Raw genomic sequence first — 16882 nt, forward strand, 5'->3', positions numbered from 1 at the left:
CGAGTCAACGGTCGACCAGCCGTGGACGCGGGGCCTCACCTGTGGATTCCGCGTCGGTGTCGTCGGTGCCGACCGGGCCGCGGGGAAGCATCCGGTCCAGCCACTTCGGCAGCCACCAGTTGGTCCGGCCGAGGAGTGTCATGGTCGCCGGTACCAGCACCATGCGCACGACCGTGGCGTCGATGAAGATCGCGGTGGCCAGGCCGAGTCCGAACATCTTGGCGGAGGGGTCCTCGGCGACGGCGAAGGACAGGAAGACCGCCACCATGATGAGGGCGGCCGAGGTGATGATCCGGGCGGTGCGCGAGATGCCCTCGACGATCGCCGTGCCGTTGTCGCCGGTGCGCAGGTACTCCTCGCGTACGCGGGAGAGGAGGAACACCTCGTAGTCCATCGACAGGCCGAACAGGATGGCGAAGAGGAACATCGGGATGAACGACACGATCGGAACCGTCGCTTCCAGCCCGATGAGTGCGCCTCCCCAGCCCCACTGGAAGACCGCGACCATGACGCCGTAGGCCGCGCCGATGCTCAGCAGGTTCAGCAGTACCGCCTTGAGCGGTACGAGGACCGAGCGGAAGACCAGCATCAGCAGCAGGAACGACATCGCCAGCACGGCGGCGACGAACGCCGGCAGGCGTTGGCTGGTGCGTCGGCCTACGTCGGACAGGCTCGCGGCGGCGCCGCCGACGTGGGCCCTGGCCGGGCCGGGCCCGATCGCCGTGGGCAGCACGTCGGTGCGCAGCCGGGCGATGGTGTCGGCCGTGGCCTTGTCCTGAGGGCTGGTGGTCGGGAACACCACGAGGGTCGCGATGCCGGTGGCCCGGTCGATGTGCGCCGGCGCGACGGACGCGATGCCCGGATCCGCCGCCACCGCCCGGACGAGCCGGTCGAGCACTCCCGGGTCACCGGTGGGGTCCGCGGCGATGACGAGGGGACCGTTGGTGCCCGGGCCGAACCCCTCGGCGACGAGGTCGTACGCGCGGCGCTCGGTCCGGCTCTGCGGCAGTGAGCCGTCGTCGGGCAGGCCGACGCGCAGGCCGAGCACGGGCAGCGTCGCCGTCAGCAGCAGCCCCGCCGCGCCGACCGCGTACGGCCCCGGGTGCCGGGTGACGTGCCCGATCCAGCGGCGCCACCCGGCGGCGGGGACGGCGCCCTCCGCCGCGCCCCGCCGGCGGCCGAGCCGCCCGGCCCGAAGAGCCCGGCCGATCCGGCCGGCCCCCAGCGCCCGGCCGATCCGGCCGGCCCGGCCCAGACGCGGACCGGCCGCGCCGAGGAAGGCCGGCAGCAGCGTCACCGACGCGACCACCATGATCAGGACGACGATCGAGACGGCGAGCCCGCCGACCGTCATGAACGGCACGTTCGCGACCGCCAGGCCGAGGATCGACACGACGACGGTGCCGCCGGCGAAGACCACCGGTCGCCCCGCCGTGGCCACCGCCCGCCCCGCCGCCTCGCGGGGATCGAGCCCGCGCGCGAGGTACTCCCGGTGCCTGGCGAGCACGAACAGCGCGTAGTCGATGCCCACTCCGAGCCCGACCATGCTGCCCAGGACCGGCGCGAAGGTCGGGACGTCCGTCACCCCCGCCAGTACCGTCATCGTGGCGACCCCGACGGTCAGCCCGAAGACCGCCATGCCGATCGGCAGCGCGGCGGCGACGAGCGAACCGAACGCCAGGAACAGGATCGCGGCCGCGGCGAGGAGGCCGATCAGCTCGCTCACGCCGCCGTCGGGGTCGGAGAAGGCGTAGAAGAGGTTCCCGCCCATCTCGATGCGCAGGGGCAGTTCGGCGCGCAGCCGGTCGCCGAGAGCGATGAGGGCGTCGAGGTCTTCGGACGACAGCCGGCTCTGGTCGGGGTACTGCACCCGGACGACCGCGATCCGCCCGTCGGCCGAGACGAGGCCGCCGCGCACGGCGGTGTCCCCGCCCGCGTCGAGCGCCCCCACCGGGTCGCTCGTGCCGAGCACGTGCGGCAGCCGCTGCACCTCGGCCCGCAGCCGCGCGAGAGCGGTGCGCGCGCCGTCGTCGTCGGAGAACGTCGCGGCGCCGTCGAGGGGGGTGACGACCACCTGGGCGGTCATCCCCTCCTGGCCGGTGGCGGCCCGCTCGATCAGTTCCGCGGCCCGCTGGGAGTCCAGTCCCGGAGCGGTCATCGAGTCCGCGGTCCGCCCGCCGAAGGCGATGGCGGCGAGGACGACGAGCGTGGCGGCGGCCAGCCATGCCGCGATCACCCGCCAGGGATGGCGGGCGGCGCCTGCGCCCAGGCGCAACAGGGCTTTCGAGAGCATCGGGTCCTCCAACCACCTCGTCGGCCGTCCTTGTACGGCCGCCGGTACCGAGGCTCGTCGCCACGGCGCTCCGCGGCATCGGCCCGCGGGCCGCGGATCCGTCGGCCCCGGGGCGGAGCGACGACCCGTCCTTTCGGCCGATGCGCGGCACGCCGCGGTCCCTAGGCTGAGAACCGTGCTCCGAGACGACCTGCGAACCCTGTGGACCGAACCCCGGCCGCCCGGCGCGCCCGCCCGGGTGCGGCGGGACTGGGCGCTGCTCGCCGCGGGCCTCGCCGGTGTGGCGCTGGAGGCCGGCCTGCGCGAGAACGTCGTGTGGTGGCCGGTGGCGGTGGTGTTCGCCGTGTGGCTGTGCCTGCTGACCCTGTGGCGCCGGACCCGCCCGCTGACGATGGTGACGCTGGCGTTCGGTTCGATGATCCCGTTAGAGGTGGCCTCGCTGGTCGCCGCGCCGCGCGAGCCCGTCGGCCTGTACACCGGCTTGGTCGTGCTCGTGCTGGTGTACGCGCTGCCCCGGTGGGGATCGGGACGCGAGATCGTGCTGGGCGGCGCGGTGATCGTCGCGGTCGGCACGCTGTGTGCCGTCATGGACGAGACCCCGGTCGTCGAAAAGGCCGTGGGCGTCGTCTTCCTGCTGCTGCCCGGCGTGGTCGGGGCCGCCGTGCGGTTCCGGGTGACCGCTCGCGAGCGGCAGTTGGAGCAGGTGCGCTCCCGCGAGCGCGAGCAGCTCGCCCGGGAACTGCACGACACGGTGGCCCACCACGTGTCGGCCATGGTGATCATCGCCCAGGCGGGCCGGGTGCTCGCGGGCACCGACCCGTCCGCCGCCGTCGAGGCGCTGGAGGGGGTCGAGGAGGAAGGGGCGCGCACGCTGGAGGAAATGCGCGCCATGGTCGCCGCGCTGCGCGACCGCGGGGTCGGCGCCGAGCTGGCGCCCCCTGCCGGAGTCGCGGATCTGGAGCGCCTGGTGCGCACCCCGGCCGGTCGCCTCAGGGTCGACCTGGGGCTCGACGGCGAACTGGAGGCGCTGCCCCCGGCCGTGGACGCGGCCGTCTACCGGATCGTGCAGGAGTCGGTGACCAACGCCCTGCGCCATGCGGTCGACGCGACCGAGCTCGTCGTCCGGGTCGCCGCGGAACGGCACACGGTACGGGTGAGCGTGCGCGACGACGGCCGGCGCACCGGCCGGGGCCGCGACGGATACGGACTTACCGGACTGCGCGAGCGCGCGACCCTGCTCGGCGGCACACTACGAGCCGGCCCGGGCACCGACCGGGGCTGGCACGTCGAAGCCGAACTGCCGAGAGCGAGGAGCGAGAGCGGTGTCCCTTCCGAGAGCGGCGTCCATTCGCGTCCTCGTCGCTGACGACCAGGCGATCATCCGCACCGGGCTGAGGATCATGCTGAACGCCCAGCCCGGCATCGAGGTGGTCGGCGAGGCCGCCGACGGACGGGAAGCGGTACGTCTGGCCCGCGAACTGCGCCCCGACGTCTGCCTGTTCGACATCCGTATGCCCGTGCTCGACGGGCTTGAGGCCACCCGGCTGGTCGCAGGACCGGGCGTCGCCGACCCGTTGGCCGTGGTCGTCATCACCACGTTCGACCTCGACGAGTACGTCTACGGCTCACTGCGCGCCGGCGCCCGCGGATTCCTCCTCAAGGACACGGGACCGGACCTCCTGACGCAGGCCGTACGGTCGGCGTCCGACGGCGAGGCGCTCATCGCGCCCAGCGTCACCGTCCGTCTGCTCCAGGCGTTCGCGGACCTGCCCGCCGGGCGGCCCGTGGCCCAGCCGGTCTCCCCCGTCACCGCCCGCGAGGAGCAGGTGCTCCTCGCCGTCGCTCGCGGGCTGACCAACACCGAGATCGCCGACGCGCTGCACATCAGCCTCAGCACGGTGAAGACGCACCTGGCCAGCCTGATGGCCAAACTCGGCGCCCGCAACCGGGTCGAGATCGCGATGTGGGCCTACGAAACGCGCCGTATCCTCCCCGGAACCTGAGCCGGGTGCCGGGCCATGTCCCATGAGCACCGCCCGGACATCAGCGCACCGGTCGGCTCACGTCGGCTCCACGTGCCTCACCCGCGCCCGCCACCACCGCGTGGAGGCACGCTGACGTCGGCCTCGGTTCGGCGTGCGGCAATCCTTGGACAAACTCCTTGAGAGATAAGGGAGTTGAGTGCTCCTGCGTTTTCCGGCCACGTTTGCCGAAGCCCCCGTCACCGGTGCTGACCCGCTGTTAGTTTCCCCTCCGGAGCGAGACACGCTCCAGAATCAGGGAGACGAAACGGCAATGAAGAGATCCTTCGTACGTCTGACTCTCGCCTTCACCGCGGCGCTCGGCCTGGTGGGCCTGGGTGGCGTGGGTACGGCCTCGGCCGGCACGACGGCTTACTCGTCCCAGTACTTCTACGGCTGGGGCACCGGGTCGAGCACGTGGACGGCCGAGAACTCCGCCTACAACGACGCATACATGAAGGCGTCGTTCGCCGGTTACTCCCGCTACATGTGCAACCCGGTCGGCATCCCGTTCACGCGGCAGATGAGCCCGTACATGTACTGGTCGGACGTCACGGTCTTGTGCACGAAGTGGACCTGAGGTTCCTGAGGCCCTTGGGAAGCTGAGGACCTGACTGTCGTCCCCCGGCCCCCCTGCGCCCTCGGGCCGGGGGACGGCTGTTCCGCATGGCGCGGGAGGAAGGAGCGATACCCTGGCCCGGTGATGCGTTCCTGGGCCCTCCCGTCGGCGTTCGTGCTCGTGGGCGCGGGGCTCGCCGCCGGTTCGATCGCCAGGGGCGACACGGGGGCGGGGCTCTTCCTCCTCGCGGTCTTCCTTCTCCTCGGCGGGGTCAACTCCCCTCTCCTCTTCCCGAGATCGCTCACCTCCGCCGAGGCCCTGCGCCGCAGCGAGGCCGACGGGCGTCCCGTCGTCTACTGGCGGCCCGGCTGCACCTTCTGCATCCGCCTGCGGCTCCGCCTCGGAGCACGCGCCCGCCGCGCGTACTGGGTGAACATCTGGCGCGACCCGGAGGCGGCGGCGGTCGTCCGGTCCGTGAACGACGGCAACGAGACCGTTCCCACCGTCTTCGTGGACGGCCGGGCGCACACCAACCCGGACCCGGGGTGGCTCCGTACCGTTGTCGGGGGCGGGTAGATCACGTAGGGTCTTCCGACGTGAACACCGGATCGGCTCCATGCCACGCACGGATCGGCTACCCGGTGGGTAGCTGACCGCACGGCGGGTGCGCAGAAGGCACCCCCATCCCCCTCACGCACGCGGACCTCCCCGCGCTCGCGCATCACGAGGCCATTTCCCCAGTCTCCATGCCGAGCGAAAACGAGGTCGACCGCATGTCCGTCACGTTCAACCACACCATCATCGCCGCCAAGGACCGCAACGAATCGGCCCGGTTCTTCCGTGAGTTGCTGGAACTTCCGGAAGCGCCGTCCTGGGGTCCCTTCACCAACGTCCAGCTCCACGACGGGGTGTTGCTCCAGTTCGCGGAGCCGCCGGTGGAGATCCAGATGCAGCACTACGCCTTCCTGCTCGACGACGAGCTGTTCGACCGGGCGTACCAGCGGCTCTGCGACCAGGGCGTCGAGCACTGGGCCGATCCGCAGATGCGGCGCTCCGGTGAGATCAACAACGAGCACGGCGGTCGCGGGGTCTACTTCAAGGACCCCGCCGGCCACGCGATCGAGCTGATCACCCGCCCGTACATCTAGCAGGGGTCAGGACCCGGCCGGGCACCGGAACGCGGTGCCCGGCCGGGCCTCCGCGTCCCGGTGGAAAACCTCTGGCGGCCGCCTTCCCCACCCGGATACGTTCCCGCCCTGACCAGCCCCCGCCGACCGGACCCGAAGCCGACGACGACCCTCTGGCGCCCCACCGGCCCCGAGGAACTCGCCCTCGTCCGCGCGTCGGGCCGGCGCGCCTGGCCGCCCCGGCTGCCCGAGCAGCCGATCTTCTACCCCGTCCTGAACGAGGACTACGCGATCCGCATCGCCCGCGACCGGAACGTGAAGCACAGCGGTGTCGGCCACGTCACCCGCTTCGAGGTCGACTCCGCCTTCCTCGCCCGCTACCCGGTCCAGCAGGCCGGCGGCCGCACGATCCTGGAGCTGTGGGTCCCGGCCGAGGAACTGGACGAGTTCAACGTGATCCAGCCAAGAATCCCGGCCCTTTAGGGCTCGGGAGGAGCGGCTTCTCCGGACTGCTCTGACGCCCGCCTTACAGTGGGCGTTTTTGCTGCTCGATGTACTCCTTGACGACGGACAGCGGGGCCCCGCCGGCGGAGGCCGCGAAGTACGAGGGTGACCAGAAGTGCTCGCCCCACAGGTGCGTACGGATGTGGTCGGCGTACTCCTTGCGCAGGTAGTGCGCCGAGACGCCCTTGAGCGAGCCGACGAGGGCGGACAGCTTGACCTGCGGCGGGTAGTGGATGAGCAGGTGCACGTGGTCGCGTTCTCCGTTGAACTCGCGCAGCTCGGCATCCGCCTTGACGCAGACCTCCCGCATGATCTCTTCGCACCGGGTCAGGATCTCGTCGGTGAAGACTCCACGCCGATACTTCGGGACGAAGACCAGATGCGCGTGGAGGGCGTGAACGACGCTGCGACCCCTGCGAATATCGGGATTCTGTTCCCATCGTGGTGACATAGACACGATGCTACGGTGTGCTCATGAAGGTCGTCGTGCAGGTTCGCCTCATGCCGACACCCGAGGTGGCGTCGGCACTTGAGCGCACCCTGCGCACGGCGAACGAGGCAGCGAACTGGCTCTCCGGCCAGGCCCATGGGCGGGGCGAGTTCTCCCGCAAGGCGTTGCAGGGCTTCGCCTATCGCGACCTGAAGGGCCGGGGCCTGTCGGCTCAGCCCGCGCTTCATGTGCTGCGGAAGGTCGCCGACGCGTACTCGACGCTCAAGGCGAACATCCGCAACGGGAACCTCGGCAAGCCCGGCAGTAAGCGCCGGAAGAAGGCCGAGGCGAAGCCGATCACCTTCAGTCCCGGCGCCGCGCAGCCGTATGACGACCGCTGCCTTTCCTGGCAGGTCGATGAGCAGACCGTGTCCATCTGGACGGTGGCCGGACGCCTGCGGGGCGTGCGGTTCGCTTGTTCCGGGCAGGCTCGCAAGCTGCTGGCCGAGCACCGCAAGGGCGAGTCCGACCTCGTCCACCGCGACGGCATGTGGTTCCTCATCGCCACATGCGAGGTCCCCGAGGCCGACCGGTACGAGCCGGACGGCTTCCTCGGCGTGGACCTCGGCATCGTCAACATCGCCACCACCTCCGACGGGAAGATCCATGCCGGAAGCGAGCTGAACCGCTACCGCAGGCGGCAACTCGCTTTGCGGGCCAAGCTCCAGAAGAAGGGCACCAAGTCCGCCAAGCGCGTGCTCAAGCGGCAGCGCCGCAAGGAGCGGCGCAAGGCAACCGAGACCAACCACATCATCTCGAAGCGCATCGTGACCGAGGCTGAACGCACCGGGCGCGGGATCGGCATGGAAGGCCTCGCCGGTATCCGCACCCGGGTACGGCTCCGCAAGCCCCAACGGGTCGCGCTGCACTCCTGGGCCTTCGCCCAGCTCGGACAGTTCGTGGAGTACAAAGCGCGCCGCGCCGGGGTTCCCGTCCTGTTCGTCGACCCCGCCTGCACCTCCCGCATGTGCGCGGAGTGCGGGCACACGGACAAGCTGAACCGTGTCTCTCAGGGACGGTTCGCGTGCCGGTCGTGCGGATTCGTTGATCACGCAGACCGCAATGCCTCCCGCAACATCCGCGCCCGTGCGTGGAAGCTGTGGCGAAGCGGGGCGGAGTCACACGCCCCTGCACCCGCTCAGGGTGCTGGACGGAGGAGAAAACCCAGCAGCCAGTTGGGCTCTACCTCCAAGCCCGGCCCTTCAGGGCCGGGTAGTTGACCGCCCACATCGTCGGCCCGATCACGGTGACCCACACGTTCCGCTGAACAGGAGAGGGCCGCCCCGCGCATCCCGCGCCGGGGCGGCCCTTCGCGCGTCTCCGTACCGCCGTCAGCCCTTGCTGACCGCCGCCAGGATCTCCGGCAGGCGCCGGTACATGCGTCCCGACATGAGCTTCAGGGCGCCCCAGAGGAGGAGGGCCCCGTAGGTGACGCCCAGGGGGAGCAGGAGCCACAGCATGCCGTGGTGGTCGGTGACGCGGAGCCCGACCAGGAGGGCGATCAGCGGGGCGCACAGCAGCGGGCCGCCGAACATGCCGCCGAAGATCGCGGCGATCGCCATGCCGCCCTGGCCCGGTGCCACGTTGCGGCGCGAGTCCTGGGGGATCGAGTACGGGTACCTCACCGAGGCGACCACGCCGAGCGCCAGCATCGCGCCGAGCAGGGCGAAGGCCAGGCCGAAGACCTCCGGGAGCTGCGACCAGCCGCCCGTCACCGCGGCCGTGCCCAGGGCCACCACCACCGTGAACGGGACCGTGATCGCGATCATCACGTACGCCCGGTCGCGGAGTTCCGCGTACGCGTCCGCCGGGGACGAGATCGTCTGCGCCACCATCCAGAACGCCGACGAGTCCTGGCCGAACTGGTTGAACATCTGCACGCCCAGCATCCCGGACGCGAAGCACGCCCAGTAGACCGAGCCGGCCTCCTGGAAGGCGTTGAACATCGGGACGAGGGCGCCGATCGCCAGCGCCGACACCCACGCGGCCTTCGTCTTCGGGTCGCGCCAGATGTAGCGGAAGCAACGTTCCATCACCGCGCCGGTACGGCCGCCGGGCAGCAGCCGGGCCACCGGGCCGCGGCCCCGCGCCGGGTCCCGGACCGTGTCAGGGGCGGCGCCGACGGTCGAACCGTCCGGCTCGACCATCAGCCGCACCAGGCTCCGGCGCCACCACCACAGCAGCACCACGAGCAGCGCCACCGACGGCAGCAGGCGTGCCACGGCGAGGACGAGGTCACCGTCCGCCGCCGACCGCACGGCGGCCACCGCGGAGGCCGGCGGCAGCCAGCCCACCACCGCCGCCGCCGTGTCGAGCACCGACAGGTCCTTCGCGCGGCCCAGCGCCTGGGCGCCGAAGTTGACGGCCTGGATGCCCAGGGCGATCAGCAGGCCGCTCAGCAGGGCCATGTCCCGGCCCTTGCGGGAGGACAGCAGCCGGACGTTGGCCGTGGCGATCGCCCGGGACAGCGCCACGCACACCAGGAGCACCAGCGGCACCGCGAGCACCGCAAGCACCGTCGCCGCGGCGCCGTGCGCCACCGCGGCGACCGCGCCGACCGCCAGGCAGAGCGTGAACAGCGGGCCGATGCCCACGAGGGAGGCCACGAGCAGCGCCCGTACCAGCGGCTGCGGCCGCAGCGGCAGCATCACCAGGCGGGACGGGTCCAGCGTCTCGTCGCCGCTCGGCAGGAACAGCGGCATCACCGCCCAGCCGGCGCCGAAGACGCCGACCGTGAGGACCGCGACCGCTCCGGCCGCCGCGTGGCCGCGCAGCAGCAGGAAGCCGAGCACCATGAAGGCGGCGATCAGCATCACCACGACCAGGGAGGCGACGAACGCGGCGGTGCGGCCGCCGGACTGCCGCAGGCCGTTGCGCATCAGCGACAGCTTCAGGCGGACGAAGATCGGGGTGAGCGGGACCGGGGCGGCCGTGTCGTCGGCCGTCGTCGGCGTGGCCGGTGTCGTCGGCGTCGTCGGTGCCGTCATCGGGGCTCGCCCTTGCCGCCCAGCCAGTCCAGCGAATCGCCCGCCGCCGCCCGGCCGTTCGCGCCCACCAGCTCCAGGAACGCCTCCTGGAGGGTCGGCGCCGAGCCCTTCACCTCCGCCAGCGGGCCCTGTGCGCGGATCCGGCCGCCGGCCATCACCGCGACCCAGTCGCACAGCGACTCCACCAACTCCATGACGTGGCTGGAGAAGACGACGGTCGCGCCGGAGGTCGTGTACCGCTCCAGGACGCCGCGGATGGTCTGCGCCGACACCGGGTCGACGCCCTCGAAGGGCTCGTCGAGGAAGAGCACGTCCGGGTTGTGCAGCAGCGCCGCCGCCAGACCGATCTTCTTCCGCATGCCGGTCGAGTAGTCGACGACCAGCTTGTGCTGCGAACCGGCCAGGTCGAGGACGTCGAGCAGCTGGGTGGCCCGCTTGTCGACCTCCGCGCCGGGCAGTCCCCTCAACCGGCCGCTGTACGCGAGGAGTTCGCGGCCCGAGAGCCGCTCGAAGAGCCGCAGCCCCTCCGGCAGGATGCCGATCCGCGCCTTCACCTGCGCGACCGACTCCGGGTCGCGCCACACGTCGTGGCCGGCCACGCGGATCCGGCCGGCGTCCGGCCGCAGCAGGCCGGTGATCATGGAGAGGGTGGTGGTCTTGCCGGCGCCGTTGGGGCCGACGAGGCCGATGAACTTCCCCGCGGGCAGCACCAGATCGATCCCGTTCACCGCGATCTGCTGCCCGAACCGCTTCCACACCCCCTCCACCTGCACGGCGGGCGTCGCACCGGATGGTTCCGGTGCGACGCCCGCCGCTTCGTACGTCCCGTCGAATGCCTGGTCAGGCATGATCCGTCAACCCTTCGGTTGTCCCCGTACGGCGTTGTGCACGCCTTTTGAGCCACCTTAAAGGGGCGGCCGGGGAAAACCCCAGGTCACTGACGGCGGGACCCGGTTATCGCAAGGGGCCTGGTCACTGGCGGCGGGCCCGGGACTCCGCGGCCTCCCGCCCGCAGGCGTACGCGAGCGCGCTGATCAGTTCCTCCGCGTCCGGCAGCCAGCGGTTGGCGGGGGTGGGGCGCCGGGCCCACTGGACCGCGCCCCGGCCGCCGATCCGGGTGGGCGGCGCCGCCACGTAATGCCCCTCCCCGCGCGTGGCGAGGTCGAGGGAGGCCGGGGTCCAGCCCAGCTTGCGGATCAGGTCGGGGACCTTCGCCGAGGCGCCGGGCAGCACGAAGAAGAACATCCGGCGGTCCGGCGTGCAGGTCACGGGGCCGAGCGTCAGCTCCATGCGCTCCATCCGGGCGAGCGCCAGGAAACCGGCCGCCTCGGGCACCTCGATCGCGTCGAAGGTGCGGCCGGTGGGGAGGAGGATCGAGGACTTCGGCTGCTTCGACCACATGCGGCGGGCGCCCACCGCGCTCCCCGTGGCCAGCGTCGACCAGTCGGGTTTCACGGCGTGGGCGCCCGGCAGGGGGCAGTCGGCGGCGCCGCAGGAGCAGTGCTCCCGGCCGTCGACGGCTTCCAGCCAGGTCCCCGGGAAAACGTCCCAGTGCCGCTCTTCCGCATACCGCACGGCGCTGTCGAGCAGCTGCTCCCCTCGCTGCTTGGGGATCTGTGCGTCTTCCGTCGTGACTCCGATGGTCTCATCCACGGTGAAGACAACTGCGCCCGTCACCTGGGGTTACGGGCGCGGCGGCGCCGGGTGTGAGGCATCGATCCTGCATGCGGGGCGCATGGGTGCACGCGCGGGGGCGCGCGGGGGACGGGGGAGCGGGGGAGGGGTACGGAAAGGGCGGGGGAGCGGACACGGGACGGGCCGGGAGGGGGGGAGTCGCGGCCGTCGACCGACGTGTCCGGTTTCGCGTGTTCACATCGGCATTGACCGGATATCCGCCGGGCAGTGATCAGTCCGTGTCCGTCCATGTTCCGTGTTCCGTGTCCCGTCTGGGGGTTCACTCATGGCAGCCAGGCCGCTCGTGCCGCGACAGCCCAACGAAAGGCTCCAGGCGCTCATCCAGGAGGCCGCGTGTTCCCACGCGGGCCTCGCCCGCAGGGTCAACATGGTCGGCGCGGAGCGCGGACTCGACCTGCGGTACGACAAGACCTCGGTGGCGCGCTGGCTGCGCGGGCAGCAGCCGCGCGGCCGGGCGCCCGGCATCATCGCGGAGGCGATCGGCCGCAAGCTCGGGCGCACGGTGACGATCGACGAGGTGGGGATGGCCAACGGCCGGAACCTCGCGGCGGGCGTCGGCCTCCAGTTCGCGCCGACCGTGCCCGACGCGATCGAGCAGGTCTGCGAGCTGTACCGGAGCGACGTGGGCCGCCGCGAGTTCCTCACCGGGTCCGCGGTCGCGGCCTCCGCGCTTGTGGAGCCCAGCAGGGACTGGCTGATCGGCGGCGTGGACGCGCAGGTGGCGCGGACGACCGGGGCCAGGGTCGGCCGTTCGGACGTGGTGGCGGTACGGGAGACGACGGCGGCGCTCGTCGAGCTCGACCGGCGCTTCGGCGGCGGGCACATCCGCCCGGTGGTGGTCCACTACCTCGACAGCGTGGTCTCCGGGATGCTGTCCGGCTCCTACCGGGAGTCGGTGGGCCGGGAGTTGTTCGGCGCGGCGGCCCGGCTGACCGAGCTGGCCGGGTACATGGCGGTGGACACCGGTGAACCGGGCCTGGCCCAGCGGTACTACATCCAGGCGCTGCGGCTCGCGCAGGCCGCGGGCGACCGGGGCTACGGCGGCTACGTGCTCGCCGCGTCGATGAGCCACCTGGCGGCGGAGCTGGGGAACCCGCGGGAGATCGCCCAGTTGGCGCGGGCCGCGCAGGAGGGGACCCGGGGCGGGGTGCCGCCGCGCGCGGAGGCGATGTTCCTGGCGGCGGAGGCGCGCGGGCACGCCCTGCTCGGGGACGTCGGCGCCTTCGAGTCGGCGGCGGGACGTGCCGTACGCGCGCTGGAGGCGGCCGATCCGGAGTCGGGCGACGACCCGGCGTGGATCGCCCACTTCGACGGGGCGTACCTCGCCGACGAACTTGCCCACTGCTACCGGGACCTGGGCTGGGCGGAGGCCGCGGCGCAGGCGGCGGAGGAGGCCCTCGCCGGGCATCCGGAGGGGCGGGCGCGGCGGCGCGGGATCGGGCTCGCGCTGCTCGCGGCGGCCCAGGTGCAGCAGCGGGAGATCGAGGAGGCGTGCCGGACGGGCACGCGCGCGCTCGAACTCCTCGGCACGCTGCGGTCGTCGCGGGGTGCGGAGTACCTGGAGGACCTGAGGGACCGCCTGGAGCCGTTCGCGGGCGAGGCGGTGGTGCGGGAGTTCGAGGCGCGGTTCGAGGCGGGCGTGGCCTGAGCGGACGGTTCCGGGGCCGGTCCCGTTCCGTACGAAGGGTGTTACCGGGCTCACACGCGTGTGCGGAGCCACGGGCGCAGCCGGTAGCGTGAGCCGACGATTCCATAGGTTTATCGGTAGGAGTCCCGGTGACGCAGAACGGACAGGGTCCGGAGCAGGGGGGCGCGCAGGCGTGGGGCGGCGCCTGGGGGCCCGCCGGCGGTCCGCCGCAGCCGGGCGGACAGCCGCTGCCGCCCGCGCAGCCGCTGCCCCCGGAGGCGCCGCCCGCCGGTGACCTCCAGGCCACGCAGTACATCGCACCGGTCCCGCCGCAGGGCGGCGCCGGGGCGATGCCTCCCGCCGGTCCGCCGGCCGGCTACGGCTACCCGCCGCCCGCGGCCCCGCCCATGGGCCCGCCCGCCGGGTACGGCTACCCGCCGCCGGTCGCCGACCTCCAGGCCACCCAGCACATGGCGCCGATCCCGCCGCAGGGCGGGGCGGGCGCCGGGGGCCAGACCCAGTTCCTGGGCACCGGCCGCCTGCCGCAGCAGCCTCCCGCCCCGGCCGGCGCCTCGGACGCGACCCAGTACATCGCCCCCGTACCGGGTGGTCCCATACCGGGTGGTCCCGTGCCCGGTGGTCCGGTGCCGGGTGGTCCGGTGCCCGGCGGTCCCGTGCCGTCGCAGCCGCCCGCCGAGTTCGACAGCCTGTTCCGGGACTCGGCGCCCGCGCAGCCCGCGCCCCCCGCGTACCAGCAGCCGGCGCCCGCCCCGTACCCGCCGCAGCACCAGCAGCCCCACCAGCCTCCCCAGCAGCAGTACGGCTACCAGGCGCCCGGCGGCTACCAGCAGGGCGGGCACGACGCCTACGACGACTACTACGCCGACGAGCCCGCGCCGCGCCGGAAGTCGCCGGTCGCGCTGATCGCGGCCGTGGTCGTGGGCTGCGCGGCCGTCGGGCTCACCGTGGGCGCCATGCTCAGCGGCGGTGACGACGACGAGAAGACCCCGACGGCCGGGCAGAGCGCGCCGCCGAGCTCGCAGGCCCCCGCGCCGAGCGACGGCGCCTCCGAGACGCCGGAGGAGAAGAAGCCCGACCCGGCCGAGCCGCAGGCGAAGGAGCTGGACAAGCTGCTCGCCACCAGCAACAGCAGCCGGGACACGGTGATCAGCTCCGTCGAGCTGATCAAGCAGTGCAAGGACCTCGACAAGGCGGCCGCCGACCTGCGCGGCGCGGCCCAGCAGCGCCGGGGCCTGGTGACCAGGCTCCAGGCCCTCAGCGTGGACAAGATCCCGAACAACGCGGCGCTGACGTCGGCCCTCACGCGCGCGTGGCAGGCGTCGGCCTCGGCCGACGACCACTACGCGGCCTGGGCCGTCCAGGTGAAGAAGGACAAGAAGGCCTGCAAGGACGGCCAGGCCAAGTCGACCAACCACTTCCAGGCGGCCAACAACAAGAGCGGCGAGGCGACCACGGCCAAGAAGGAGGCGGCCAAGCTGTGGAACCCGACCGCCGACAAGTACGGCCTCGACCGGCGGGGCGCCACCCAGCTGTAGGCGGCGGCCCCGCCGGGCCCAGGTGGGTCAGCCGCCTGCGGTGACGGTCGGGCCGACGTCGACGAAGCCCGGCTTCTGGGCCACGAGGCGGCCCTTGCGGACCACCTGGAACGTCACCTCGTGGTTGACGATCCGGGGGAAGGCGGGGGCGCCGAGCAGGTCCTCGTACATCCAGCGCAGCGGCGGGGTGAGGCCGCCGGTGTCCACGCGGGTGCCGCGGTCGAGGGCGTCGGTGATGCGGGAGGCGGTGACCGTGTCGGTGTCGAGGGACTCGATGACCTCCTTGAGGACCGTGTAGGCGATCCAGGTGGTCTGCACGCCGGTGTCGGTCGGGTCGACCCGGTTGTCGGCGAAGGCGTGCTCCTTGATGACCTTCCGCATCGGCTCCCAGCTCTTGTCGTCGGCCTCCGGGTACCAGCCGGTGACGAAGGCGCCCTCGAAGGGGCTGCGGGCGCCGCCGGTGCGGTCGATGACGGGCTGGCCGACGCTGCCGAGGACGGACGAGATCCGCACGCGGTCGCCCTCGCCCTCCGCCTGGGCGCCGCCGGTGGCCTCGGGGAGCCGCCGGAAGGAGTCGAAGAAGGTCTGGGTGCGCTCGCCGAGGACGGCGGCGACGCAGCCGTTCTCCGAACCCGCCTTCTCCCGGGCGTGGCTGGCCTGGTCGGCGTACTCGGTGGCGTCCTCGACCGCCGGGATGTCGACGGCGCCGCGCTTGGCCGCCTTCTTCAGTCCGGCGTCGAGGAGCTTGGGCAGCCGGTCGCCGGCGAGGGTGTCGGGGCGGACGAGGGAGACCTTGCGGCAGGACTCGGCGAGCTGCATGCCGTGTCCGGCGATCAGGGCGGCCAGGCCGCCGTTGACGGGGTACGAGAGGGGGCTGGAGAACTCGTCGTCGGTGAGGCCGTAGCCGCCGATGTACGGGATGCCCGCCGCTTCGAGCGGGGCCATGAAGGCGCGGCCGTTCTGGCTGTACGAGCCCACCACGGCGACCGCCTTCTCGCGGACCGCGCGGCGGGCGCAGGCGGCGGCGCCGGAGGGGGTGTTCTGCTCGTTGCAGGTGAGGACACGGAGTTCGTGGCCGTCTATGCCGCCCTGGGCGTTCACCCAGCGGGCGTACGCCTGGGCCATGGCGGGCATGCCGGGCATGTTGGTCGCGCGTGTCTCGTCGGGGGCCCAGGTCATCACCGTGACGGGCTCCCTGGAGCCCCCCGTGGCACCAGGGAGCACGCCACACCCGGTGAGGATCGACGCGCCGACCGCCGCGGCGGTGACGGACGCGAGAAGTGAGGACAGTCGCCTACCGGTCATGTGCATGAACCCTTCCGCGCCCGAGGTAACGCGGGAGTGTGCACTGCTCAACGGAGGGTGACGCGAAGGTGAATTACGGGGGTCGCGGGGCGTAAGAGGAGGGTGTGACTCCGCTTGTCGGTGGGGAACCGTACGATCGGACGATGTCCAGTTCCGCCCCCGGTTCCGCCCCTGGTGCCGCCTCCGGTCCCGCCGCCGGTTCCGTCCCCGCTCAGGTCACCCCTTCCCGTCGCGGCCGTCGCTCCTCCACCATGGGCGGCATGCCGCTCAACGACATGCCGTGGTGGCGCTGGCGCGCCAACGTGCGCTCCGCGCTGCACATGCTCTCCGATCCCGGGTTCCACCACTCCGTATGGCTCGCGGGCCACGAGGGGTACGGAGACGTCACCGACGCCGTCTACCGGCTCGTCGAGGAAACCTGGCTCGACAACTGGTCCGCGGAGAAGTACGTCGGCGCGATCTTCCGGGACTCCGGCGAGGCACAGCTCGTGGACGTCGCCGTCCTCAGGGTGCTGCGGATCCTGCACCAGGTCGGCCCCGACGCGCCCGTCTCCGCCTACCTGGAGCACCCCGGCTGGCCCGAGGCCGTCCAGGCGGCGCGCGAGGCGCACGTCCGGCTCGCGACCGCCGACGGGGACGACCCGGACGCGCCGCCGCACTCCCTGGAGGCGCTGCGGATCCTCACGCGCGCGTGAGGATCCGTTCGGGACCGGTCCGG

At 72.5% G+C, this 16882-nt stretch carries 16 protein-coding genes; 10 read left to right on the forward strand and 6 right to left on the reverse strand.

Annotation, left to right across the window (positions count from 1 at the left end; all coding sequences use genetic code 11):
• Window positions 1-4: 4 nt before the first annotated feature.
• Window positions 5-2293 (reverse strand): MMPL family transporter, encoded by a 2289-nt coding sequence (locus QK442_RS17405; RefSeq protein WP_282694862.1) that lies wholly within the window; start codon window positions 2291-2293, stop codon window positions 5-7.
• Window positions 2294-2468: 175 nt separating this feature from the next.
• Here QK442_RS17405 and QK442_RS17410 point away from each other — a divergent pair, with 175 nt between their 5' ends.
• From QK442_RS17410 to QK442_RS17435, 6 genes are all read left to right on the forward strand, one after another.
• Window positions 2469-3659, forward strand: coding sequence for a histidine kinase (locus tag QK442_RS17410; RefSeq protein ID WP_282694863.1), 1191 nt, complete (start codon window positions 2469-2471; stop codon window positions 3657-3659).
• A 34-nt stretch (window positions 3660-3693) separates the two neighbouring features.
• Complete coding sequence (locus tag QK442_RS17415) at window positions 3694-4296, forward strand: response regulator transcription factor (protein ID WP_282694944.1); 603 nt, start codon at window positions 3694-3696, stop codon at window positions 4294-4296.
• Window positions 4297-4588: 292 nt separating this feature from the next.
• Window positions 4589-4894 carry a hypothetical protein gene (locus tag QK442_RS17420; protein WP_282694864.1) on the forward strand — a complete coding sequence of 102 codons (306 nt, stop codon included), beginning with the start codon at window positions 4589-4591 and terminating at the stop codon, window positions 4892-4894.
• Between the two features lie 120 nt (window positions 4895-5014).
• Complete coding sequence (locus QK442_RS17425; RefSeq protein WP_282694865.1) at window positions 5015-5449, forward strand: glutaredoxin domain-containing protein; 435 nt, start codon at window positions 5015-5017, stop codon at window positions 5447-5449.
• A gap of 197 nt (window positions 5450-5646) precedes the next feature.
• Window positions 5647-6021 (forward strand): VOC family protein, encoded by a 375-nt coding sequence (locus QK442_RS17430; RefSeq protein ID WP_282694945.1) that lies wholly within the window; start codon window positions 5647-5649, stop codon window positions 6019-6021.
• Between the two features lie 108 nt (window positions 6022-6129).
• A complete protein-coding gene (locus tag QK442_RS17435) occupies window positions 6130-6483 on the forward strand; it encodes a hypothetical protein (protein ID WP_282694946.1) in 354 nt (117 codons plus the stop codon).
• A 43-nt stretch (window positions 6484-6526) separates the two neighbouring features.
• Here the strand turns inward: QK442_RS17435 and tnpA are convergent, their stop codons facing one another.
• Window positions 6527-6955 (reverse strand): IS200/IS605 family transposase, encoded by a 429-nt coding sequence (tnpA, locus tag QK442_RS17440; protein ID WP_282694866.1) that lies wholly within the window; start codon window positions 6953-6955, stop codon window positions 6527-6529.
• A 23-nt stretch (window positions 6956-6978) separates the two neighbouring features.
• Between tnpA and QK442_RS17445 the strand changes: the two genes are divergently transcribed.
• Entirely contained in the window at window positions 6979-8214 is a 1236-nt protein-coding gene (locus tag QK442_RS17445) for a transposase (protein ID WP_282694867.1), read from the forward strand.
• Window positions 8215-8325: 111 nt separating this feature from the next.
• Here the strand turns inward: QK442_RS17445 and QK442_RS17450 are convergent, their stop codons facing one another.
• The 3 genes from QK442_RS17450 to QK442_RS17460 form a co-directional block, all read right to left on the reverse strand.
• Window positions 8326-9873 carry a transporter gene (locus tag QK442_RS17450; RefSeq protein WP_282694947.1) on the reverse strand — a complete coding sequence of 516 codons (1548 nt, stop codon included), beginning with the start codon at window positions 9871-9873 and terminating at the stop codon, window positions 8326-8328.
• Window positions 9874-9977: 104 nt separating this feature from the next.
• Entirely contained in the window at window positions 9978-10829 is an 852-nt protein-coding gene (locus QK442_RS17455; protein WP_282694868.1) for an ABC transporter ATP-binding protein, read from the reverse strand.
• Window positions 10830-10953: 124 nt separating this feature from the next.
• Complete coding sequence (locus QK442_RS17460; protein WP_282694869.1) at window positions 10954-11634, reverse strand: bifunctional DNA primase/polymerase; 681 nt, start codon at window positions 11632-11634, stop codon at window positions 10954-10956.
• A 307-nt stretch (window positions 11635-11941) separates the two neighbouring features.
• Here QK442_RS17460 and QK442_RS17465 point away from each other — a divergent pair, with 307 nt between their 5' ends.
• Together QK442_RS17465 and QK442_RS17470 are read left to right on the forward strand one after the other, a co-directional pair.
• Entirely contained in the window at window positions 11942-13324 is a 1383-nt protein-coding gene (locus QK442_RS17465; RefSeq protein WP_282694870.1) for a transcriptional regulator, read from the forward strand.
• A 128-nt stretch (window positions 13325-13452) separates the two neighbouring features.
• The gene (locus tag QK442_RS17470; RefSeq protein WP_282694871.1) at window positions 13453-14859 is read left to right on the forward strand and encodes a hypothetical protein; all 1407 of its coding nucleotides are present in this window, start codon (window positions 13453-13455) and stop codon (window positions 14857-14859) included.
• A 27-nt stretch (window positions 14860-14886) separates the two neighbouring features.
• Here the strand turns inward: QK442_RS17470 and QK442_RS17475 are convergent, their stop codons facing one another.
• Entirely contained in the window at window positions 14887-16164 is a 1278-nt protein-coding gene (locus QK442_RS17475; protein ID WP_282694872.1) for an ABC transporter substrate-binding protein, read from the reverse strand.
• A 251-nt stretch (window positions 16165-16415) separates the two neighbouring features.
• Here QK442_RS17475 and QK442_RS17480 point away from each other — a divergent pair, with 251 nt between their 5' ends.
• Window positions 16416-16859 (forward strand): hypothetical protein, encoded by a 444-nt coding sequence (locus tag QK442_RS17480; RefSeq protein WP_282694948.1) that lies wholly within the window; start codon window positions 16416-16418, stop codon window positions 16857-16859.
• Window positions 16860-16882: the final 23 nt, after the last annotated feature.

This window comes from Streptomyces sp. CC208A (genome assembly GCF_030010625.1).
Lineage (GTDB): Bacteria > Actinomycetota > Actinomycetes > Streptomycetales > Streptomycetaceae > Streptomyces.